The following is a 21,079-nucleotide window of genomic DNA, read 5'->3' as shown; positions in this document are numbered from 1 at the left end:
TTCGTGTTTGCTTATGGGCATTGGTTACAATAGCGGCCGTGAATTTTGGTTTTTATTTTATTAGGCAGTTATGCAACTTATTCAAATTGATAAAGCTCGTTATCGTAAGCATTTAAACCGCGTTATTATCGGCTGCGGCTTGGCGTTGGCTATTGGCAGTTTAGCAATCTCACAACTACTAATCGCGTTATTCCCTGATGAAAGTGGCAGTCATTTTCATTGGAATTTAATAGGTGTAGTTATTACTAGCCTAACAATTGGCTGGGCGCTGAATAAATACCGCACGCATGATTATATGACCGAAGTGGTGTATGTGTGGGATCTCAAACAAGCATTGAATAAAATCACCCGTAAAATGGCAAAATTAAAAGCGGCGGGGCGAGAGGGAAATCCTCAGGCATTGTTAGCAATTCATTATAGTTATGCGGGCTCGCGGTTATTATGGCAACTAGACGATAACACTATCACCATGGATGAATTAGCTATCAAGCAAGCTGAGCTTGACAGTGTGGCGGCTAAGTTTAATGTGACGTTAAACGTTGATGATTATGATGATGTTATTTTGAAGCAATTTTAGTTGCCTTTTTGTTTCTAAAATGTGTAAAGTAGCGTTCGCTTTATAATAAAAAACTTAAAAGGAACTTTAATGACATTAAACAAGCTTTGCCTAGGTGCTTTGCTAACGATTTGTACTTTTTCATCTAATGCAAACGATGTTAATTTTTCAATCGGTGGCGGCTACCCTTACTTTGTTATACCAGAGGTATCATTATCAGCAGCACAAGGTACACAGCGCTGGTATGCTAACTATAAAATAGGCTTAGATGATGGTTTTTCTGTCGGGTTTGAACATGCGCTAACGAGCGATAAAAAGCATGCTTTAGGCTTAGTTGTTGGCGCCATTGGTGCACAAGATGATGGTCGTGAGTGTTCGGATACTGATGATAAAGACATTGGTGAGGCATTTGGTAATATTTTTGGCTGTGCACTATCAGGTATGTTTGATACAGAAACGACCAACGGTGTAGGCGTGAGTTATAGTTACCTTTTTAGTGGTTTAAATGAAGGCGGTTGGCGCGTTCGTTTTGAATTAGGCTACGGTGAAGGCAGCAACAGTAATGAAAAACGCGCTGATGGTGGCGTGAGTATTAGTTACGAATTTTAATAATTGCATTAGCTTATGTAGGCTTTAGTGATAAATTAAAGCCTACCTCTACCTTGTAATACATAGTGAGTCATCTGATGTAACTGGTTATTTAATTCCTCTTACTAGCACCGTAAATTCCAATCCTGCTTGGTAAATACTACCTGAAAATAGACAACCCACTTGATGGTCGAGCCAGACTTATACCTCTATGCAGCTGTGATTAGTTAGCTGTAAAATCACATTTCATTCAGTTAAATGTAAACGCAGTGGGTGGTGTTTACGTATCACGATGATCAATGCGTAATGATGTTAGATAGGAATCATATGAATAAAATTAACCACAGAAAACTATTAAACAGTAAATGGACGGCAGTTTCCCCCGTCAATAAAGAAAAGCATTTTATGATTACCGATATGGAGTTTGACGAAGAGGGCGTTGTTATCAGCTGTGTTATTGAAGCGGTGATGTCAAAGCGTTCGATGGAAATAAATTGGCATGATTTAAAAGATCAACAGCGCTGGTTACAAGGTTGGAAGTAACCTAGGTATGCAGGTTTTAATTTTATTGGTATCTTATGAATGCATATTGATGCTAGTGGATGAAATATAAACATGAAAAAAATACTGATCGTTTGTTTAGGTAATATTTGCCGCTCACCGACTGCGGAGGCGGTGTTAAAGGCTAAAGCATTACAGCGTGGATCACAGTTTGAAATTGACTCAGCAGGTACCGCAGGCTACCACATTGGTAATCCTCCAGATAAACGCTCGCAAGCGGCGGCACTTAAACGTGGCTATAGCTTTGAGGGGATACGTTCACGACAAGTTAACGCTCATGACTTTGAGTACTTTGATTTGATCCTCGCTGCAGATAAAGCCAATTTAGCTGATCTAACAGCACTTTGTCCGGCGCATTTGCAGTATAAGCTGTCGTTATTTTTAGCTTATGGAACCTGCGTTGATGAGATCCCCGACCCTTATTATGGTGGCGAAAATGGTTTTGAACAGGTACTTGATTTAATCGAGGATGCCAGTGACAAAATACTCGATACCTTACAAAAATAGCCCAGTCATGCTGGGCTTAAAACGTGTTTATAAACAGTATTACAAACACTGATGTTATTAGTAATTACGTGTATTTACCTGCCAATTTTAAAGTCTAGCTGCACTTGAGCTTTTGCAACCACTGCTTTTCCATCTTCAAACTTAGGGGCATAACGCCACTTTTCCATTGCTTTAATGGCTTCTTGTTCAAATGCTTCACCACCTTCAGATTTAATGATAGTGATATTTTTTACAAAGCCAGCGGTGTTAACGTCAAATTCCATTTGCACTGAACCATCTTGCCTAAACCTTGCTTTACTATCTGGGTAGTTAGGTTCTTGACGATAAAGTGGGGTTTGTTGCTGGTTTTCTTGCCACGGCACCATTTTAGCTATAGCTAAACAATGTTTGGTCGCTTCGTCACTTTTACCTGTTTTTTCATAAAGGTGAACTAATTTAGAGTGAGCACTAAGCTCTGTTTCATGATCGAAGCTAAGTGCATTATCAAATACACTTACAACTCGATTTAAACGCTCAATCGCTTTAGAATATTGTCTTTTACCTTCGGCAAAAGCGGCAACTAAAAAGTCAGCTTTGATCCGCTCTACTGAGTTCTCAGGTAAGTTTTGGCTGTAAAACTCGTCTGCCTCAAGTAGGTAACGTTTGGCTTGGTTGTATTTCTTCCCTTGAAAGCCATACGCTAATCCTTGTGCAGCAGCCAGTTTCATATCTGCTACTAATTTTGGGACTTTTTGGACTGCAGCGATTTCAATAACTTGTTTGTATAGGGCGTCGGCTCTATTTACCGAATCAGTATTGGTTGCCATACCAAGCAATGCATCGATGAGTTCAATGCTACTTGCTGGATGATTAGCCGCTAAAATAGTGTAAGCCTGCTCAAACAAGGTAAAACGTTTTTGTTTGTTTTCTGCAGGGTATTGATGAAGCTCATTAGCATAGTTTATGGCTAAATTTGCAGTGTTATCTGATTTATCTCCATAGATTTGCTTACCTAGCAAATAGGCTTGTTCAGCTTTATCTTCTGCGCCTTTGCCTTGTTGCTGTGCATCAAGGTATTGCTGGTAAACTATTTTAAATTGACTATGTATAGATTCATCGGCGTGACTATAACCAGAATAGGCGATGGCAAGACAAAGTAGTAAAGAGGAGGCTTTCATAATGTTACTTATTATTATGTTTAATTAAATTATACCAAATAGGTACAACCATGTCATTGATTTAGAGTATCGGGTAAGAATTTTGTTTTTGGTGGGGTGGAATTGTCGATTTAGCGCAGGGCAATGCTTGAATTGCGAGTAACTGCCTCAATATAGTTATTACTCATTGCGGTGTTGTATTATTTTCAATGCAGTTTATTTTTGTGATATTATCACGTTTGCATTATCGCATTACTTTTTAATTTTGGATTTGTCGTGGCGCAAGTAAGAGCTAGAGTCCAACTAAATGTTGGCAAAAACAGTGATATACCCGCAGAAATCGTGTCATTTAGCGATTTAAAAGATGGCCAAGAGCATGTTGCTTTGGTGTTTAATCGTGCTGATAGCGAGCAGTCTGTGCCGCTTATTCGTATGCATTCTGAATGTTTAACCGGTGATGTATTTCATTCATCACGGTGTGATTGTGGTGAACAACTCAACGAATGTATTGAAATGATGCATCAACAAGGTGGTATTTTACTTTATTTACGCCAAGAAGGGCGTGGTATTGGTTTATACAATAAAATTGACGCCTATGTATTGCAATCACAAGGTATGAATACCTATGAAGCAAATAATCATTTGGGCTTTGCTGATGACTTACGTGACTTTTCTGACGCGGTATTAATGCTAGAAGCGATGGGGTTGGCTCACGTAAAGCTGATGACCAATAATCCTAAAAAGCTTAATGCCTTGAAAGATGCAGGTATTGAAGTTGAATCAGTGGTTGGCACGCATGCACACATTAAAGCTGGTTTAGCGGGCAATAAAGCATACCTAGAGACGAAAATTAAGCATGGTGCGCATATGTTAGATATAAAGAAGATTAAAAAACCGTAATTTTAAGCTGTCGTCTATGTAATCCCATCCAACGCCGAGTTATACTCGGCGTGTTTTGTTGTTAATTTAAGAGCAAGTATGTCAATTGAATTACGAGTATTTAAGGCCGATGCAGGGCTGAAATGGTTTAAAGCAGGCTGGCTTATTTTTAAAACTCAGCCTTTTACCTTTATTTTTATGCACTTATTTATAGGTATTATTGGTTTACTATCGCTATTTTTACCTTTTTTACAAATTATAGCAGCCATTGCCACGCCATTTTTAACTGCGGGGTTTTATCAAGCGGTGATCACCAAACAGCAAGGCGGCAAAATTATGTTGGCCGATATCCTAAAGCCGTTTACCGCCAAGGGTAATCGCATGGGGCTGCTTCGTTTAGCGCTTTATCAAATGGCGGCAGGTGTGCTAATGGCCTTGTTAGCTGCTGGCTTATTTGCTGAAGCTGTTGAGATTATGAGTAATCCGAATGTCGATCCTAACATTGCCTTGCAGCAAGTAATTGATAGCATCTCGATGGCAAATTTGGCGCTGTTTTTAATTGCGTTATCGGTGTATTTAACGGCTTTTTCTTATGCAGTGCCGTTGGTTTATTTTAATCAACAAAAACGTATTTTTGAGGTGCTAAAAAGCTCACTTATGGTGTTTTACCACAACATGGCACCATTGAGTGTATATGGGGCAATTACTGCAGGCTTGATGATGCTTTCAATGTTTTTATCATTCTTGCCGCTGTTGGTTTTAATGCCAATTTGCTACATTAGCTTTTTTGTTTCTTATCAAGCTATTTTTATGCCGATCGTACCGCCTGCAGAGGCAGAGCCTGTTGCGCCGCAGCATAATGATCAAAGCGGTCGTTTTGACGCATAATGGCTGAAGAAATGGATGAAGCATTACAAAAGAAGTTAAAAAATTATGTACTTTGGTTACTCGGGCGCCAAGAATATTCGCGTCGAGAGTTAACCCAAAAATTACAGCAAAAAGAGGCTACGCCTGAATTTATCGAAGCTTTATTAGATTGGTGTGAAGAGCACAATTTTATAAATGAGCAGCGTTATGTTGAAGGTTTTGTACGTCGCCACATTGCTAAAAAACATGGCTTAAAACGTATTCAAAGCGAAGCCATGGGCAAAAGGATTAACCGAGCACTGTTAGAAAGTGTGATTGAATCATTCGAAATTGATTGGTTTGGGTTAGCGCAGGATGCGTATTTAAAGAAGTATTCAAATTCACAGGACGACTTCGATCACAAAGAAAAAGCTAAGCGCGTGCGCTACTTAATGTATCGAGGGTTCAGTTACGAACAAATAGATTTTGCAATGCAAGCACAGTAAAAATGGGTGAGACGTTCACATGCAGCACATGACTACCGCACAGATCAGGCAACAGTTTTTAGATTTTTTTGCCTCTAAACAACACCAAATTGTTCCATCAAGCTCGCTTATTCCGGGTAACGATGCGACGTTATTATTTAATAACGCCGGCATGGTGCAATTTAAAGATGTATTTTTAGGCGCCGAAAGCCGCCCTTATAACCGCGCAACTAGCTCACAACGTTGTGTGCGTGCCGGTGGTAAGCATAACGATTTAGAAAATGTAGGCTACACAGCACGCCACCATACATTTTTCGAAATGTTAGGTAACTTCAGCTTTGGTGATTACTTTAAGCAAGACGCGATTAAGTTTGCGTGGGAGTTTTTGACTGACGTTGTAAAACTGCCGAAAGAAAAACTGCTTGTTACTATCTATCATGATGATGAAGAAGCATTTGGTTATTGGGCTAACGAAATTGGTTTGCCTGAAGATCGCATTATTCGTATTGCTACTTCAGATAACTTCTGGTCAATGGGTGATACTGGCCCGTGTGGTCCATGTTCTGAAATTTTTTATGATCATGGCGAACAGATTTGGGGCGGACCTCCTGGCTCACCTGAAGAAGATGGCGACCGTTTCATTGAAATTTGGAATCTGGTATTTATGCAGTATAACCGTCAAAGTGACGGTACGATGGAGCCGCTTCCTAAGCAGTCTGTTGATACAGGTATGGGTCTTGAGCGCATTGCTGCAATTTTACAAGGCGTGCATTCAAACTACGAAATCGATTTATTCCAAGGCTTAATTAAAGCTGCTGCAGAAGTTACCAATGCACAAGATATGGATGATAAATCACTGCGCGTAGTGGCGGATCATATTCGTTCATGTGCGTTTTTAATTTCTGATGGTGTTATGCCATCAAACGAAGGCCGTGGTTATGTACTGCGCCGTATCATTCGTCGTGCAGTTCGCCATGGTAACAAGCTTGGCGCACAAGGTTCGTTTTTCTATAAGTTAGTTGCTGCGCTAATCGAACAAATGGGTCAAGCGTATCCAGAGCTTGCAAAACAGCAAGAAATCATCGAAAAAGTACTGCGCATTGAAGAAGAGCAGTTTGGCAAAACTCTTGAGCGTGGTTTAGCTATTTTAGAAGAAAGCCTGACTGATTTAACTGGCGATGTGATCCCAGGTGAATTGGTATTCAAATTATATGACACCTATGGTTTCCCTGCCGATTTAACCGCAGATGTAGCGCGTGAGCGCTTTATGACGATTGATGAGCAAGGCTTCCAAGAGTGCATGGCTGTACAGCGTAAAACTGCACAACAAGCTGGTAAATTTGGTGCTGACTATAACCAGCAATTAAAGTCTGACAAACACACTGACTTTAAAGGCTATGACGCAACGCACTATAGTGGCACTGTGATTGAAATGTTCGCGCAAGGTGAAGCTGTATCAGTACTTGAAGATGGCCAACAAGGCATTGTGGTACTAGATCGCACACCGTTTTACGCTGAATCTGGTGGCCAAGTTGGCGACACCGGCACATTAACGGTAGCTGGCGGTGAGTTTACAGTAACTAATACTACTAAACTTGGTAATGCATTCGCGCATCACGGAACAGTGATGGGGCGTATTGGTGTGAATGATAAAGTTGACGCTAACATTGATGATAAGCGCCGTGATCGTGTTAAAAAGAATCATACAGCGACGCATATTTTACACGAAGCACTACGTCAGTTATTGGGCGATCATGTGTCGCAAAAAGGTTCACTCGTAGACCCTGAACGTTTACGTTTTGACTTCTCGCATTTTGAAGCAGTCACGAAAGCTGAACTACGTGAAATTGAGCGAGTTGTGAATGACGAGATCCGTCGTAACTTTGCACTAAATACTGAGCTGATGGCAATCGATGCCGCCAAAGAAAAAGGCGCAATGGCGTTATTTGGTGAGAAGTACGATGATGAAGTTCGCGTAGTGACGATTGGTGATTACTCTATAGAACTGTGTGGTGGTACTCACGTAAATCGTGCTGGTGATATCGGTTTATTCAAAATAGTTTCTGAGAGCGGTATTGCTGCCGGTGTGCGTCGTATTGAAGCGGTAACAGGGGCTGATGCAATTGCTTATGTAAGTGAGCAAGAGCAACACCTAAACGACGTAGCGGCTCTTGTTAAAGGCGACAGCGCATCAGTACTTGAAAAAGTAACAGCCTTGCTTGAAAAGTCAAAAGGGCTTGAAAAACAAATAGCACAGCTAAGCGACAAGCTAGCCAGTGCTGCGGGTGCATCATTAATTGATTCAATTGTTGAAATTAACGGTGTTAAATTACTTGTGGCAAACGTTGAAGGCACTGAATCAAAAGCCTTACGTGGCATGGTTGATGACCTTAAAAACAAGATTGGCTCAGGTGTTATTGCACTTGGTGTAGCTGATGGCGACAAAGTAAGCTTAATTGCTGGTGTGACTAAAGACTTAACTGGCAAAGTGAAAGCCGGTGAGCTGGTAAATCACATGGCATCACAAGTTGGTGGTAAAGGCGGCGGTCGTCCTGATATGGCGCAAGCTGGTGGCTCTGAGCCGCAAAACTTAACTGCAGCACTTGATAGCGTAACCGCTTGGTTAACTGAGCGTACTTAATAGCTCAGTACGTAAAGTTGATTTAACACTTTAGGAGGCTCAATTGAGTCTCTTAAGGTGTTCACTCTAAATCTGCTTTAACAGCTAAGCCACGTCCTAAATTTATAGCTAAAACGGCATACCTTACTAAATACACATTACCGCATTTTTTATTGCCACTGGATTTACCTTAATTACGAAAAAACTCGGAACCATCTCCATAAACTCTCCACAGCGATGATAAAACTAATTTTTATTGAAACTTTTTCTCGATAACTGCGTCCAAATAGTTAAGATTAATCATAACTTTGAAAAAATAGGCTATGCTTATATCGACTACCGTTATAGTGCACAGAAAAGATTTTAGTAACGACTTGAAGTATTAAATGACAACCACCATTATATTAACAGTAAAGAGATTTCTGTTGGTTGCTCAGTTGCTAAAGTTGCTAAAGTTGCTAAAGTCGCTATTGAGGCAGTGACTATGAAATCATATCCTAGTGTAGTAAGTTTGTTTTTATAGATTAACGTAAACACGTATCAAGATCTGATATTAAAATATTAGTTTGAATAGATGAAACATACTTAGAATTGGCAATAGGCGCATTATAAAGAGTTTTTTTAACAGAAAATGAATCGATTTAGAGTTTTTACTTACTATTAAGGCTTATTTTCTTTAATATACAGACGCGGAATCTTTTAATTTATTGGAATACGGGAGCAAGAGAATGCTAATACTAACTCGTCGAGTAGGTGAAACCCTAATGATTGGTGACGAAGTAACTGTCACTGTACTAGGTGTTAAAGGAAATCAAGTACGTATTGGTGTTAATGCACCTAAAGACGTTTCGGTACACCGTGAAGAAATTTACATGCGTATTCAAGCTGAAAAGTCTAACCCGAATCCGGGCAATGCTTAATCAATTTAATTGATATGAAAGAGCCACTATTTAGTGGCTCTTTTTTTTATGTATTCAATAATCTCATCACTCAGTACACTGTTTGAAACGTACTGCATGCCGCGACGACTTTTTAAAATAATACCGCGAACAGTAAAAATTACTTCATCAATATCTTGCCATGCTAGCTGATAGCTTTTATGTGGGTTTTCGCTTTTAAAACCGCTTTCATCAATAGTTAACGTTGCCTCAGAGCCTGATGCTCGACTAAGCATTTGCCGCGTTACCCACCAAGGCCTGCGATAATAAAAAGCAACACATTCAAGTACTGCGGCCATGATCAAGAAATTTCCTAAATAGTGTTTTTCTAACCAATAAATAGCTGTAAGTCCTAAACTAACCAATAATACTAAAAAAACATATTTCGGCTTTGCTTGTGCGCTGTAAGGCAGAGACTCATCAAAACATTCGTAAAAGTAGGGTTTATCTAATGTATAAGTGGTGCTAAATGACATGATTAATAAATTCAGGATTACTGTGCGGTTATTTTAGCAAGCTTAGTCGCAAAAAGCCGTTCTTTTAACTGTTCATTTGTTTGTTACTATGAGAGCTTAAGATCTATTTGCGTGATAGGGGATGGTGATGTTTAGTTTAATTGGTTTGACTTGGGCACTGTCCAGTAATGTGTTTTTGGTGATGGGGGATATGCCATATACTCCAATTGATGAAATGAATTTAGCGCCAACAGGGGCTTTGGGTAAAAAAATAAAAACGACTGAGCATGCTTTTTTGATCCATGTTGGCGATATGAAATCCGGTTCTGAGCCTTGCACCAATGAGTTGCTTGAGAAGCATAAACAGTTACTTACCTCTTTAACTACGCAGCCATTCATTTACACCCCCGGTGACAATGAATGGACTGATTGCGACCGCAAAAATTTAACTCCTCGTTATGATGAATTAGAGCGCTTGGTATTTTTAAAAACCTTGATGTTTGATGATAAATACCTTGAAAAAGCCAATACCTTAGTTGATTTTCAGCAACAGCCTAGCATGCACGAAAATGCGCGTTGGCGGTTCGCTGATGTAGAGTTTATAACGCTGCATATTGCAGGCACCCACAATGGCCGTCGAGAGGTGCTAAAAAGTGATAAACAACTTGCTTATCAACAAGCTGATACAAGAGACGGCAACAACCTTAACTGGTTAGCGCAAGCAAACCCAGCAGCCAAAGGTTATGTGATTGCTTTTCAGGCAGATATTTACACCCATCAAACAGCACAACCGGCATGCAGTAAAACTCAGCCAGAACAGTGTGATGGTTTTAAAGTGTATCGTGATGCTTTGGCGGAATTTGCAAACACAGTAAAAAAGCCGGTATTAGTGATCCACGGTGATACAGGCCCTTATTGTCAGCAACCATTATCACAAAATTTAACGCGACTTAATGTACCCGGTGATTTTATGTTTAGTGACATTGCCAAAGTAAGTCTGGTGCAACAAGATACAGATGTAACTTGGCAGATCAGTAGCTTAAAAAGTGGTAAATCACTTAAGCAGATCTGCCGTTAATGTTCGGCTAAGCCGGCATCGGTCATCAGGTTTTCAAGTTCGTCTTGCAGCTCAAAAAGCTCAGGCTCAATATAACTTAAATCACAATCGCCTTTTAACGCGGTTTCCAGTGCTTCAGCGAGTGCTTTGAGCTTGGGTACGCCTGTGTAACAACAAGCACCGTGAAATTTATGAATAATACTTAGCACATGTTCGCAATCTTGGCTGGCGGTTGCTTCTTCAAGTAGTCGCAGGGTTTCTGGCACACTGAGTAACAACATATTAAGCATTTCAAGCGCCAGTTCGTTTTTACCGCCGGCACGTTGCAGTGCTAATGGCCAATCCAGTGAAGAGCTTACAAAAGGAGGCTCAATAGCAACTAGCTCATTGCGGCTTTTGTCTCGTCGCAGCGGTGATTGTGGACTATGATCACTGATAATTTGTTTCAGCATATCTTCATCAATAGGTTTAGTTAAATACCCTTTAAAGCCATCGGTAATAAGTTGCTCTTTCTCGCCTGCTAAGGCGTGTGCTGTGACTGCAATAATAGGGGTATCTTCGTTTAAGGATGATTCTAGGATCAGTTTACAGGCGGTAATACCGTCCATAATGGGCATTTGAATATCCATAAAAATAATGTCGTATTTATGGCTTTTGCTCAAACTATAGGCTTGTGAGCCATTATGAGCGGTATCGATAGTTTCAATTTGCTCTTCTAATAAAGTACAAAGTAACTTTAAATTGGCATCATTATCATCAACGACTAATACTTTTAGCGGTAATAACTTTTCGTCATTTTCTTCAATATTGTGTACGGGATGATCGAGTCGATAAGGTGCTGCAAGCACTTCACAGAGCTTGCGGTGGTTCAGCGGTTTACTTAAACACGCATCTGCACCACAGCCAATATATGCTTCGCGCATATTATGCGATACCGAATTAAGCATTAAATACAGGTAGTCAGTCGATTCACGGACTGCTTTGATATAGCTTTTTAAGCGTTGCATTTCGTCAACAGCGGCAACATGACCAATAATACAAATATCGTAATTAAACTCTTTGTTTAACTCTTGTAAAAAGGTTTCTTGGTCAAAGCACGCAGTAACCCTTGTTTGCCACTCGGTGAGTAAAGAGAGCACCGCATTATGGGTATGTTCATGCGGTTCTAGGTATAAAATACGTTTATTTGCAAGAGATCTACTTGGTAAGTCGCTGTTATAAATATGGCTTGGAAGCCTAAATACACCATTAAAAGTAAAGCAGGTGCCGTTACCAGGTGCTGAGTTTAAGGTAATGCGGCCACCCATGGTTTCAACTATGTGCTTGGTAATAATTAAGCCAAGGCCTGTGCCACCAAATTTACGGGTAATGCTTGAATCAGCTTGTCCAAAAGGAGTGAACAAGGCATCTTGTTTATCCATTGGAATGCCAACGCCTGTATCGGTTACCGACACTAACACTGAGGTCCGTTCTTCATCAAGTAAACGATGGCCAACATCAATTTTAATTGAGCCTTTTTCAGTAAACTTAATTGCATTACTAATCAAGTTGATCAGAATTTGTTTAAAGCGGGTCGGATCACCAGTAATGTTATCAGGCACCAGTGAGTTGATATAAATCGATAGCTCTAATTGTTTTTCATGCGCACTGGGGGCCAGTAGCGTAAGTACTTCGTTTATTGTGTCACGTAGTTGAAATTGAATGGACTCAAGTTCCATGGCGCCTGCTTCAAGCTTCGAAAAATCTAAAATATCGCTGATGATAGTCATTAAACTATTGGCTGAGAGTTCGATGGTATCGAGGTAATCTTTTTGGTGTTTATTAAGCGGTGTTTTATGTAATTGACGAGTAAAGCCAATTACACCATTGAGTGGTGTGCGTAGTTCGTGACTCATTTTCGCTAAAAAGTCCGACTTTACGCGGTTGGCGTCTTGGGCATCGGTTTTAGCAATACTGAGCTGAATATTCTGTGTTTCGTATAATTCTAACGACTCGCGCAAGTCACTGGTCGCCTGATCGATGTGCTTTTGCATTTCATCTTTTTGCATCACCATAGTATCAGAAATGGTGTTTAGCCCTTGGCGTAATAATTCAAACTCGCCCATCATCGGAGCGGTTAGGCCGGTTTCTCTTTTCCCTTCGATTAATTTGTCGGTAGCCAGTACTAACTTATTTAATGGGGTCATAAACATATGGCTAAGCCTGATGGCTAAAATAGCCGCCAACACTAAGGCTAAAATAATGACAATACCGCTGACTAGTAATGCCTGTTGCTGACCAATAATCGCTTGGTCTTTGTTGAGCTGAATAACCACAGTGCCAAGGGATGTTTGAAACGTTGCATTATTCCACTGTGCGTCTGGCGTTGAGTGGTTGATGATCGGCGTAAAAAATGTAATTAAGTGGTCGCTGGGCACTACTTTGGTGTTTTTTCCTGCTTGCAAGTACTCACTGTGCAGTAGATCATCAAAGTCACGGTGATAGTTACTGGTTAATACCAGTTCATTATGCTCGTCAAAAATGGCGATGGTTTTAATTGCTGGAGAGTGTTTATTATGCGCATGGCTGATCAAACGGTTTAGTAGCTGTTTATTTTTTGCTAATAATGGCTGTTCAATGGCAATCGACAGGGGCTCGGAGATAGTCGCACCTTGCTGATATAAAATTTCATCAAGCTCAATGTAACGATTTATTGTAAAATAGCCGCCAAGTAGTAATCCGATAATCACTGTGGGAATAAGTGTTAGCGTTAAAACTGAGTCGCGCAAACCAAGTTTAGTCATAAGTGAACGTTGTTATCATTATTAGTTAGTTAAAGAGTATATACTTATAAGCTAGTAATCAATCACCCTCGTAGAATCAATATTTAAGGTGTTGCCCGATGGCGCAGTTTTTCCAAGCAAAAAAGAAAACCCTTTCTGGGCAGTCGTTAACATTAGCCATTTCAGGAATGGATCATCAAGGTCGGGGGATTGCCAAGCATAATAATAAAGTGTGCTTTGTTAGCGGTGCACTGACAGGTGAAACGGTTAAGGCCAAACTAACCGAAGATAAAGCTCGTTATAGCGCGGCTAAAACGATAAAAGTTGAGCAGGCCAGTGAAGCACGGGTTAAACCGTTTTGCGAACATTATCAACAATGTGGTGGTTGCCAATTACAGCATTTGCGACTTGACCAACAATTAGTTGAAAAGCAAGTGGCGGTGAGCCAGCTGTTTTCAAAGTTTGCCAAGCTTGACGCAATGAACTGGCAAGCCCCGTTATTGAGTGAGCCGACACACTACCGTCGCAGTGCGCGGTTAGCGGTGATGTTTGATAAAACCGCAAAAAAAATGCGGGTTGGTTATCGCGCGCAAGGTTCTAAACAAATTGTCAGTGTGCAGCAGTGTGCAGTACTGAGTGACGATTTTGCCGCAATTTTTACTGTTTTTGATCAGTTATTGAACCAATATGGCGAACTTCGCAGTGTTAGCCATATACAATTATGCCAAGCAGATGAGCAAAATTTTGTGGTGATCCGCCACACTAAAAGCATCAGTGATAAGCTAAAAGCAACTATTGAACAGCAGGGGCTTGATCATCAGTGGCAAATAATATGGCAAGGAGATACTCAGCAAATTAACCACAGCCATTTACCTATGCCTTTTTATAGCTTACCTGAGCTTGGACTAAAATTTACGTTTGGGCTGGAAAACTTTATTCAAGTCAATGCGCAGGTAAATCAAGCGATGCTTTCTCAAGCGGTTGACTGGCTGAATTTAAAAGGGCACGAACAGGTACTAGACCTATTTTGTGGGATTGGTAACTTCGCTTTAGCGCTGGCAAACAACGCAAAAAGTGTAATTGGTGTTGAAGGAGTGGCTTCTGCGGTTGCAATGGCGGCGCAAAATGCGCAAACTAACCATATAGCCAATGCTCATTTTCATTGTTTTGATTTAACGCAAACAATGCAGCAAGCTCCGTGGTTTAGTAAAGAGTTGAATGTATTAGTACTGGACCCTTCACGTACCGGTGCCTTAGCTATTTTAGAGCAACTGCCTCTGAAGCAATTTAAAACGATTTTATATGTATCTTGCGACCCTGTGACTTTAGCCCGTGACAGCGCAATTATTACGCAAGCTGCATTTTCACTTGAAAAAATAGGGCTAATGAATATGTTTCCACACACGGGGCATATCGAAACGATGGCGTTATTTCAACGGAGGTAGAGCGCATTATGGTAGCTACTCGGCAATCACACCAACACGACAAACCGGGTGATTTTAGCACACGACTTGGTTTACTTAACTTAACGCAAGAAAAGCGCGAACTATTAAGTAAAGCTAATACCCTTTGCGCTGAACTGCATAATCATCAGCAACAAAATATTGCCATGGAAATGGTCGAAATTTTGGTGGAAATGAATCTCGATGCAGACACCCTCGCTACCGCATATATTACGCCGAGTTTTTTGGCTAATCTAATCGACATCGATACAGTAAGCGATGTGATGGGGAGCCATGTGGCAACTCTGCTAACGGGTGTTGCACAAATGGCTACTATTAGCACTTTGGCTCATCAAGGTACTGGCACCGTTCAAGTTGATAATATACGCCGTATGTTATTGGCGATGGTTGAAGATGTGCGCGCTGTGGTTATTAAACTTGCTGAGCAGGTATGTCATTTACGAGAGGTTAAAAACGCCAACGAAGAAGAGCGGGTGATTGCTGCAAAAGAAACCGCTGATATCTTTGCGCCACTTGCTAACCGGTTAGGGATTGGGCAATTAAAGTGGGAGCTGGAAGATCTATCGTTTCGCTATTTGCACCCTGATGTGTATAAAAATATTGCCAAGCAATTGGATGATAAGCGCCTAGGTCGCGAAGCTTATATGGTAGATATGGTTGAGCAAGTTAAAACTAAACTGGCTCAAGCAGGTATTAAAGGCGAGGTATATGGTCGGCCAAAACATATCTACAGTATTTACAAAAAAATGGCGCAAAAGAATTACGAGTTTGACCAGTTATTTGATATTCGCGCCATGCGTATTGTGGTGGATGAATTGCAAGATTGTTACGGTGCGCTGGGGATCGTACACACCAATTGGCGCCATCTAAATAAAGAATTTGATGATTATATTGCCACCCCTAAACAAAATGGTTATCAATCTATTCATACCGTAGTATTTGGCCCAGAAGGCAAAACGGTTGAAATCCAAATTCGTACCCACGCGATGCACCAAGATGCTGAGCTCGGAGTCGCTGCGCACTGGATGTATAAAGAAGGGGCGTTACCTGGGCGTGGTTCTGGGTATGAGCAAAAAATTAGCTGGTTGCGTAAATTATTGCAATGGCAAGAAGAAGTGGTTGATGGCAGCGATTTAGCCGAAGAGCTAAAAAATCAAGTGGTCGAAGATCGGGTGTATATTTTTACCCCCCGTGGCGATATTTTTGATTTACCGCTGGGCGCAACACCACTGGATTTTGCTTATTATATTCACTCAAATGTCGGTCATCGTTGTATTGGTGCAAAAGTATTTGGCAAAATTGTGCCTTTTACCCATCAATTACACACCGGCGATCAGGTTGAAATTTTAACCCAAAAACAACCGAATCCTAGCCGCGATTGGTTAAATCCATCACTGGGATATATTAAATCATCCCGCGCGAGAGCGAAAATACACCACTGGTTTAAACAACTCGATCGCGATAAAAATCTCAGTGCTGGTAAAGAAATTCTAGATAACGAATTGCAAAAGCTCGATCTGACCTACAAAAACTTAGAGCCGGCTATTACTCGCTATAACTTTAAAGAGTTAGATGACTTAATGGTTGCGATTGGCGCCGGCGATGTGCGTTTAAATCAGTTGCTGAATTTTATCACGGATCGCTCTGATGACGAGCCCGTCATCCGCTTTAAGAACCCGACTAAAATCAGCGGTGATAAAAATGGTATCGTGGTTGATGGGGTTGGTAGTTTAATGAGCCATGTGGCTAAATGTTGCCGCCCAGTTCCTGGTGAGTCAATAATCGGTTATATCACGCAAGGGCGTGGCATAGGTGTGCATAGGACTGATTGTGATTCTTTTAATAATCTAAGAACACAACATCCTGAGCGTGTTATTGCGGTTAGTTGGTCAGACGAAATTAACGGCTCTTATGCTCTGTGTATTAAAATTGAAGCAAGTGACAGAGCTGGGCTTATACGTGATATTAGTTCGGTACTGGCCAATGAAAAAGTTAATGTGCTGAATATGAATATGGAAACCGTAGATGACCGTCAATTAGCGTTGTTTACCATGCAAGTGGAAGTACATGATTTATCAAGTACCAATCGATTACTATCAAAATTAGACCAAATCGAAGGCGTGCATGAAGCAAAACGTAGTCACTAGGAATGTAAATGAACCAGACAACTAATACCTCGACGAATACCTTAACTGAGTTATTAGCCATTATGGCTAAATTACGTGACCCAGCAACAGGCTGCCCGTGGGATTTAAAGCAAGACTTTACATCCATCGTACCGCATACCTTAGAAGAAGCATACGAGGTAGCCGATTGCATTGAAAAAGGTGATTTCGGTGAGCTTAAAAATGAACTGGGTGATTTACTCTTTCAAGTGATTTTTTATGCGCAATTGGCACAAGAGCAAGGGTTATTTGATTTTAATGATGTAATGGCTGGGCTGAATAATAAGTTAGTGCGTCGCCATCCACATGTATTTGCCGATCAGCAAGGGCTGACTGAACAACAACTCAGTGAGCAGTGGCAAACTATAAAAGCACAGGAGCGGGCAGCAAAAGCTGAACCGCAGAGCAACACATTATGGCAAAATATACCTGCAAATCTGCCTAGTTTGAGTAAAGCCAAAAAAATTCAGCAGCGGGTTGCAGGATTAGGTTTTGATTGGCCTAGTTATCATGGTGCATTAGATAAAGTGGCTGAAGAAGTTGATGAAGTAAAAGAAGCGTTAGCCGTTGATCCATTTTCAGCACACAGTGCAGAAGAAATCGGCGATTTATTGTTTGCTACAGTTAATGTAGCACGGCATATTAAACGTGACCCAGAGCAATTATTACGTAGCGCCAACGATAAGTTTTCAGCGCGATTTGAAAAAGTACAAGCCTATTTATGTGAGCGTGGGCAATCGCTTGATACAGCAACCCTTGCTGAAATGGATGCCGCATGGGATGCGATAAAAAAGCAGCAGTAAATAATGCGAAACGCTGAGTGCGTTTTTTGTGCAGAGAATTACTAACTTTCGCTGGATTGATGGCAGTGCCTTTGCTATAATTTCGCCCCGTCTTGATTCTATATTTTTCCTTTTAATTCCTGATATTCTAGGGTTCGCATGAGTACAAAATTTATCTTCGTTACCGGCGGGGTTGTTTCCTCGTTGGGTAAAGGTATTGCAGCAGCATCGTTGGCAGCTATTTTAGAGGCCCGTGGTTTAAATGTTACCATTTTAAAGCTGGATCCTTATATCAACGTTGACCCAGGCACAATGAGCCCAATTCAACATGGTGAAGTATTTGTCACCGAAGACGGCGCTGAAACCGATCTTGATTTAGGTCACTATGAACGTTTCATCCGTACCAAAATGACAAGCCGTAACAACTTCACACAAGGTCGTGTATATGAAGATGTGCTGCGTCGTGAGCGTCGTGGTGAGTACCTTGGTGCAACAATTCAGGTTATTCCACATATTACCAACGATATTAAGCAACGTGTTTATGACGGTGCTGAAGGCCATGATGTGGCACTCGTTGAAATTGGTGGAACGGTTGGTGATATTGAGTCACAACCATTCTTAGAAGCAATTCGTCAGCTTGGCACAGAGATTGGCCGTGAGCGCGCATTGTTTATTCACTTAACGTTAGTGCCATTCTTAGGCCCTGCGGGTGAAGTGAAAACCAAACCAACACAGCATTCTGTTAAAGAGTTACGCTCGATTGGTATTCAACCAGATATTCTTATCTGTCGTTCAGATCGTAAATTACCAAATAACGAACGTGCAAAGATTGCTCTTTTCACTAACGTTGAAGAAAAAGCGGTTATTTCATTACCAGATGTAGACAGCATTTATAAAATTCCTGCGCTATTAAAATCGCAAGAGCTTGATAACTTTGTATGTCGTCGCTTCCATCTTGATTGCCCTGAAGCTGATTTAGTTGAGTGGGAACAAGTGTTATACCAAGAGTCAAACCCAACGGGTGAAGTGACTATCGGTATGGTTGGTAAATACATTGAACTACCTGATGCCTATAAATCTGTAAACGAAGCACTTAAACATGCAGGTCTTAAAAATCGTTTAACAGTAAACATTCAATATGTTGATTCACAAGATGTTGAAAGTAAAGGTACTGAGTTACTAGCTAACCTTGATGCTATTTTAGTTCCTGGTGGTTTTGGTGGTCGCGGTGTTGAAGGTAAAATTTTAGCGGCAAAATATGCCCGTGAAAATAAAGTACCTTACCTTGGTATCTGTTTAGGTATGCAAGTTGCGCTAATTGAGTATGCACGTAATGTTGCAGGCTTATTAGATGCAAACTCAACCGAGTTTAATGCTAACTCGTCAAGCCCTGTGGTTGGTTTGATCACAGAATGGTTAGATGCTGAAGGCAATATTGAAACACGTAGCGAAAAATCTGATTTAGGTGGCACTATGCGTTTAGGCGCACAAAAATGTCATTTAACACCAGGCTCAAAAGTACGTGAAGTATATGGTAGTGATGAGATTGTTGAACGTCATCGTCATCGTTACGAAGTAAACAATAATTTTGTTGAACAGCTTGAAAAAGCTGGCTTGAGTTTCACAGGTTTATCGGAAGATAAAAAGCTAGTTGAAATCATCGAGAATAAAGATCACCCGTGGTTTATTGCGGCTCAATTCCACCCGGAATTCACCTCAACACCGCGTGATGGTCATCCGCTATTTGAAGGGTTTGTTGCCGCTGCGCATATTCATCAAAAAGCGTCATCATAATGTGAATAAGCCGTGCACTATGCACGGCTTATTTGTTTTTAAAGCCGACGGCATTAAGGAAAATTAATAAAGTCGGAGTAGACTCACCATTTTGGGAAAAGAGGAATCAAGATGTCAAATATCGTAAAAGTGATCGGTCGCGAAATTATGGATTCGCGTGGTAACCCAACTGTAGAAGCTGATGTTCATTTAGCTGACGGTTCATGGGGCCGCGCTGCTGCACCATCAGGTGCATCAACAGGTACTCGCGAAGCACTAGAATTACGTGATGGTGATAAAGCACGTTACTTAGGTAAAGGTGTATTAAAAGCGGTTGGTTTTATTAATAATGAAATCGCGACAGCCTTAGCTGGCCAAAATGCACTAGAGCAAAGCACTGTTGACCAAGTAATGCTAGATTTAGATGGTACCGAAAATAAAGAAAAATTAGGTGCAAATGCAATCTTAGCAGTGTCATTAGCAACTGCAAAAGCTGCTGCACAATCTAAAAAAGTAGAGCTTTATGAGCACATTGCTGACTTAAACGGTACACCAGGTGTTTATTCTATGCCGTTACCAATGATGAACATCATCAATGGTGGTGAGCATGCTGATAACTCAGTTGATATTCAAGAATTCATGATCCAGCCAGTTGGCGCTGCCAACTTCCGTGAAGCGCTTCGCATGGGTGCAGAAATATTCCACAGCCTTGCCAAAGTACTTAAAGCTGATGGTCATTCAACCGCAGTGGGTGATGAAGGTGGTTTTGCACCAAACCTTGCCTCTAACGAAGCGGCACTTGCAGCAATTAAAGTTGCTGTTGCTAATGCAGGCTACGAGTTAGGCAAAGACATTACTCTAGCACTTGATTGTGCTGCGTCTGAGTTTTACGACAAAGAAGCAAATATCTACGACCTTAAAGGCGAAGGTAAAAAATTCACGTCAGAAGAGTTTAACTACTTCTTAAAAGATCTAACTGAACAGTACCCAATCGTGTCTATCGAAGATGGCCTTGATGAGTCTGATTGGGACGGCTTTGCACACCAAACAAAATTACTTGGCGATAAGATCCAATTAGTTGGTGACGATTTATTCGTTACAAACACTAAGATCTTAAAGCGTGGTATCGACAACGGTATTGCTAACTCAATCTTAATCAAGTTTAACCAAATTGGTTCACTAACTGAAACGTTAGCTGCAATCAAAATGGCTAAAGACGCTGGTTTCACTGCTGTTATTTCTCATCGCTCAGGCGAAACTGAAGATTCAACGATTGCTGATTTAGCAGTGGGTACTGCAGCTGGTCAAATCAAAACAGGTTCATTGAGCCGTTCTGATCGTGTAGCTAAGTACAACCAATTGCTACGTATTGAAGAGCAATTAGGCGCTAAAGCACCTTTTAATGGTCTTAAAGAAGTTAAAGGTCAGTAATTCTTTTATAAGAAGCTGATTTAAACTTTTGAAAAATCCTCGCAAATGCGGGGATTTTTATTTAAGTGCCTTGTA

The 21,079-nt window shown here is 40.9% G+C and carries 18 protein-coding genes; 15 read left to right on the top strand and 3 right to left on the bottom strand.

Features of this window, described 5'->3' with window-relative positions:
• Window positions 1–70 precede the first annotated feature (70 nt).
• The 4 genes from PSR9079_RS11460 to PSR9079_RS11445 all read left to right on the top strand — a co-directional run bounded on the left by PSR9079_RS11460 (window position 71) and on the right by PSR9079_RS11445 (window position 2,212).
• A complete protein-coding gene (locus tag PSR9079_RS11460) occupies window positions 71–577 on the top strand; it encodes a DUF3087 domain-containing protein (protein WP_149981698.1) in 507 nt (168 codons plus the stop codon).
• A 69-nt stretch (window positions 578–646) separates the two neighbouring features.
• On the top strand, window positions 647–1,165 hold the full coding sequence (locus tag PSR9079_RS11455) for a hypothetical protein (protein WP_149981696.1): 519 nt from the start codon (window positions 647–649) through the stop codon (window positions 1,163–1,165).
• Window positions 1,166–1,471: 306 nt separating this feature from the next.
• On the top strand, window positions 1,472–1,687 hold the full coding sequence (locus tag PSR9079_RS11450; RefSeq protein WP_149981694.1) for a TIGR02450 family Trp-rich protein: 216 nt from the start codon (window positions 1,472–1,474) through the stop codon (window positions 1,685–1,687).
• Window positions 1,688–1,759: 72 nt separating this feature from the next.
• Window positions 1,760–2,212, top strand: a complete 453-nt coding sequence (locus PSR9079_RS11445) for a low molecular weight protein-tyrosine-phosphatase (protein ID WP_145240896.1) — start codon at window positions 1,760–1,762, stop codon at window positions 2,210–2,212.
• Window positions 2,213–2,286: 74 nt separating this feature from the next.
• Here PSR9079_RS11445 and PSR9079_RS11440 read toward each other — a convergent pair whose 3' ends face one another.
• The gene (locus PSR9079_RS11440) at window positions 2,287–3,369 is read right to left on the bottom strand and encodes an energy transducer TonB (RefSeq protein ID WP_149981692.1); all 1,083 of its coding nucleotides are present in this window, start codon (window positions 3,367–3,369) and stop codon (window positions 2,287–2,289) included.
• Window positions 3,370–3,624: 255 nt separating this feature from the next.
• Between PSR9079_RS11440 and PSR9079_RS11435 the strand changes: the two genes are divergently transcribed.
• The 5 genes from PSR9079_RS11435 to csrA all read left to right on the top strand — a co-directional run bounded on the left by PSR9079_RS11435 (window position 3,625) and on the right by csrA (window position 9,098).
• Window positions 3,625–4,248 carry a GTP cyclohydrolase II gene (locus PSR9079_RS11435; RefSeq protein ID WP_145240900.1) on the top strand — a complete coding sequence of 208 codons (624 nt, stop codon included), beginning with the start codon at window positions 3,625–3,627 and terminating at the stop codon, window positions 4,246–4,248.
• A 78-nt stretch (window positions 4,249–4,326) separates the two neighbouring features.
• The gene (locus tag PSR9079_RS11430; protein ID WP_149981689.1) at window positions 4,327–5,115 is read left to right on the top strand and encodes a BPSS1780 family membrane protein; all 789 of its coding nucleotides are present in this window, start codon (window positions 4,327–4,329) and stop codon (window positions 5,113–5,115) included.
• An 11-nt stretch (window positions 5,116–5,126) separates the two neighbouring features.
• On the top strand, window positions 5,127–5,579 hold the full coding sequence (locus tag PSR9079_RS11425) for a regulatory protein RecX (protein ID WP_149981788.1): 453 nt from the start codon (window positions 5,127–5,129) through the stop codon (window positions 5,577–5,579).
• Window positions 5,580–5,598: 19 nt separating this feature from the next.
• On the top strand, window positions 5,599–8,199 hold the full coding sequence (alaS, locus tag PSR9079_RS11420) for an alanine--tRNA ligase (RefSeq protein WP_145240904.1): 2,601 nt from the start codon (window positions 5,599–5,601) through the stop codon (window positions 8,197–8,199).
• A 707-nt stretch (window positions 8,200–8,906) separates the two neighbouring features.
• A complete protein-coding gene (csrA, locus tag PSR9079_RS11415) occupies window positions 8,907–9,098 on the top strand; it encodes a carbon storage regulator CsrA (RefSeq protein ID WP_004587515.1) in 192 nt (63 codons plus the stop codon).
• A gap of 26 nt (window positions 9,099–9,124) precedes the next feature.
• Here the strand turns inward: csrA and PSR9079_RS11410 are convergent, their stop codons facing one another.
• On the bottom strand, window positions 9,125–9,592 hold the full coding sequence (locus PSR9079_RS11410; RefSeq protein ID WP_145240906.1) for a YcxB family protein: 468 nt from the start codon (window positions 9,590–9,592) through the stop codon (window positions 9,125–9,127).
• A gap of 127 nt (window positions 9,593–9,719) precedes the next feature.
• Between PSR9079_RS11410 and PSR9079_RS11405 the strand changes: the two genes are divergently transcribed.
• On the top strand, window positions 9,720–10,649 hold the full coding sequence (locus PSR9079_RS11405; protein WP_149981686.1) for a hypothetical protein: 930 nt from the start codon (window positions 9,720–9,722) through the stop codon (window positions 10,647–10,649).
• On the opposite strand, the gene barA is transcribed toward PSR9079_RS11405, so the two are convergent.
• On the bottom strand, window positions 10,646–13,411 hold the full coding sequence (gene barA, locus PSR9079_RS11400) for a two-component sensor histidine kinase BarA (protein ID WP_149981683.1): 2,766 nt from the start codon (window positions 13,409–13,411) through the stop codon (window positions 10,646–10,648). The two genes, PSR9079_RS11405 and barA, sit on opposite strands and share 4 nt — an antisense overlap.
• A gap of 98 nt (window positions 13,412–13,509) precedes the next feature.
• Between barA and rlmD the strand changes: the two genes are divergently transcribed.
• The 5 genes from rlmD (at window position 13,510) to eno (ending at window position 21,004) form a co-directional block, all read left to right on the top strand.
• A complete protein-coding gene (gene rlmD, locus PSR9079_RS11395) occupies window positions 13,510–14,835 on the top strand; it encodes a 23S rRNA (uracil(1939)-C(5))-methyltransferase RlmD (protein WP_149981680.1) in 1,326 nt (441 codons plus the stop codon).
• Between the two features lie 8 nt (window positions 14,836–14,843).
• Window positions 14,844–17,000, top strand: coding sequence for a GTP diphosphokinase (gene relA, locus PSR9079_RS11390; protein ID WP_145240914.1), 2,157 nt, complete (start codon window positions 14,844–14,846; stop codon window positions 16,998–17,000).
• Window positions 17,001–17,008: 8 nt separating this feature from the next.
• On the top strand, window positions 17,009–17,821 hold the full coding sequence (mazG, locus tag PSR9079_RS11385; protein ID WP_149981678.1) for a nucleoside triphosphate pyrophosphohydrolase: 813 nt from the start codon (window positions 17,009–17,011) through the stop codon (window positions 17,819–17,821).
• Window positions 17,822–17,959: 138 nt separating this feature from the next.
• Entirely contained in the window at window positions 17,960–19,594 is a 1,635-nt protein-coding gene (locus tag PSR9079_RS11380) for a CTP synthase (RefSeq protein ID WP_145240916.1), read from the top strand.
• A 111-nt stretch (window positions 19,595–19,705) separates the two neighbouring features.
• Window positions 19,706–21,004 carry a phosphopyruvate hydratase gene (eno, locus tag PSR9079_RS11375; RefSeq protein ID WP_145240917.1) on the top strand — a complete coding sequence of 433 codons (1,299 nt, stop codon included), beginning with the start codon at window positions 19,706–19,708 and terminating at the stop codon, window positions 21,002–21,004.
• Window positions 21,005–21,079 lie beyond the last annotated feature (75 nt).

Origin of the sequence: Pseudoalteromonas rhizosphaerae (assembly GCF_902498845.1) — a bacterium.
Classification (GTDB): domain Bacteria; phylum Pseudomonadota; class Gammaproteobacteria; order Enterobacterales; family Alteromonadaceae; genus Pseudoalteromonas; species Pseudoalteromonas rhizosphaerae.
Note: the sequence above shows the minus strand (reverse complement) of the source record. Positions and strands in the feature narration are given on the sequence as shown.

Excerpts from the sequence above, each read along its gene's own strand:
- PSR9079_RS11460 (WP_149981698.1), top strand. The coding sequence starts at position 71 with ATGCAACTTATTCAAATTGATAAAGCTCGTTATCGTAAGCATTTAAAC.
- PSR9079_RS11455 (WP_149981696.1), top strand. The coding sequence starts at position 647 with ATGACATTAAACAAGCTTTGCCTAGGTGCTTTGCTAACGATTTGTACT.
- PSR9079_RS11450 (WP_149981694.1), top strand. The coding sequence starts at position 1,472 with ATGAATAAAATTAACCACAGAAAACTATTAAACAGTAAATGGACGGCA.
- PSR9079_RS11445 (WP_145240896.1), top strand. The coding sequence starts at position 1,760 with ATGAAAAAAATACTGATCGTTTGTTTAGGTAATATTTGCCGCTCACCG.
- PSR9079_RS11440 (WP_149981692.1), bottom strand. The coding sequence starts at position 3,369 with ATGAAAGCCTCCTCTTTACTACTTTGTCTTGCCATCGCCTATTCTGGT.
- PSR9079_RS11430 (WP_149981689.1), top strand. The coding sequence starts at position 4,327 with ATGTCAATTGAATTACGAGTATTTAAGGCCGATGCAGGGCTGAAATGG.
- PSR9079_RS11425 (WP_149981788.1), top strand. The coding sequence starts at position 5,127 with ATGGATGAAGCATTACAAAAGAAGTTAAAAAATTATGTACTTTGGTTA.
- alaS (WP_145240904.1), top strand. The coding sequence starts at position 5,599 with ATGCAGCACATGACTACCGCACAGATCAGGCAACAGTTTTTAGATTTT.
- csrA (WP_004587515.1), top strand. The coding sequence starts at position 8,907 with ATGCTAATACTAACTCGTCGAGTAGGTGAAACCCTAATGATTGGTGAC.
- PSR9079_RS11410 (WP_145240906.1), bottom strand. The coding sequence starts at position 9,592 with ATGTCATTTAGCACCACTTATACATTAGATAAACCCTACTTTTACGAA.
- PSR9079_RS11405 (WP_149981686.1), top strand. The coding sequence starts at position 9,720 with ATGTTTAGTTTAATTGGTTTGACTTGGGCACTGTCCAGTAATGTGTTT.
- barA (WP_149981683.1), bottom strand. The coding sequence starts at position 13,411 with ATGACTAAACTTGGTTTGCGCGACTCAGTTTTAACGCTAACACTTATT.
- rlmD (WP_149981680.1), top strand. The coding sequence starts at position 13,510 with ATGGCGCAGTTTTTCCAAGCAAAAAAGAAAACCCTTTCTGGGCAGTCG.
- relA (WP_145240914.1), top strand. The coding sequence starts at position 14,844 with ATGGTAGCTACTCGGCAATCACACCAACACGACAAACCGGGTGATTTT.
- mazG (WP_149981678.1), top strand. The coding sequence starts at position 17,009 with ATGAACCAGACAACTAATACCTCGACGAATACCTTAACTGAGTTATTA.
- PSR9079_RS11380 (WP_145240916.1), top strand. The coding sequence starts at position 17,960 with ATGAGTACAAAATTTATCTTCGTTACCGGCGGGGTTGTTTCCTCGTTG.
- eno (WP_145240917.1), top strand. The coding sequence starts at position 19,706 with ATGTCAAATATCGTAAAAGTGATCGGTCGCGAAATTATGGATTCGCGT.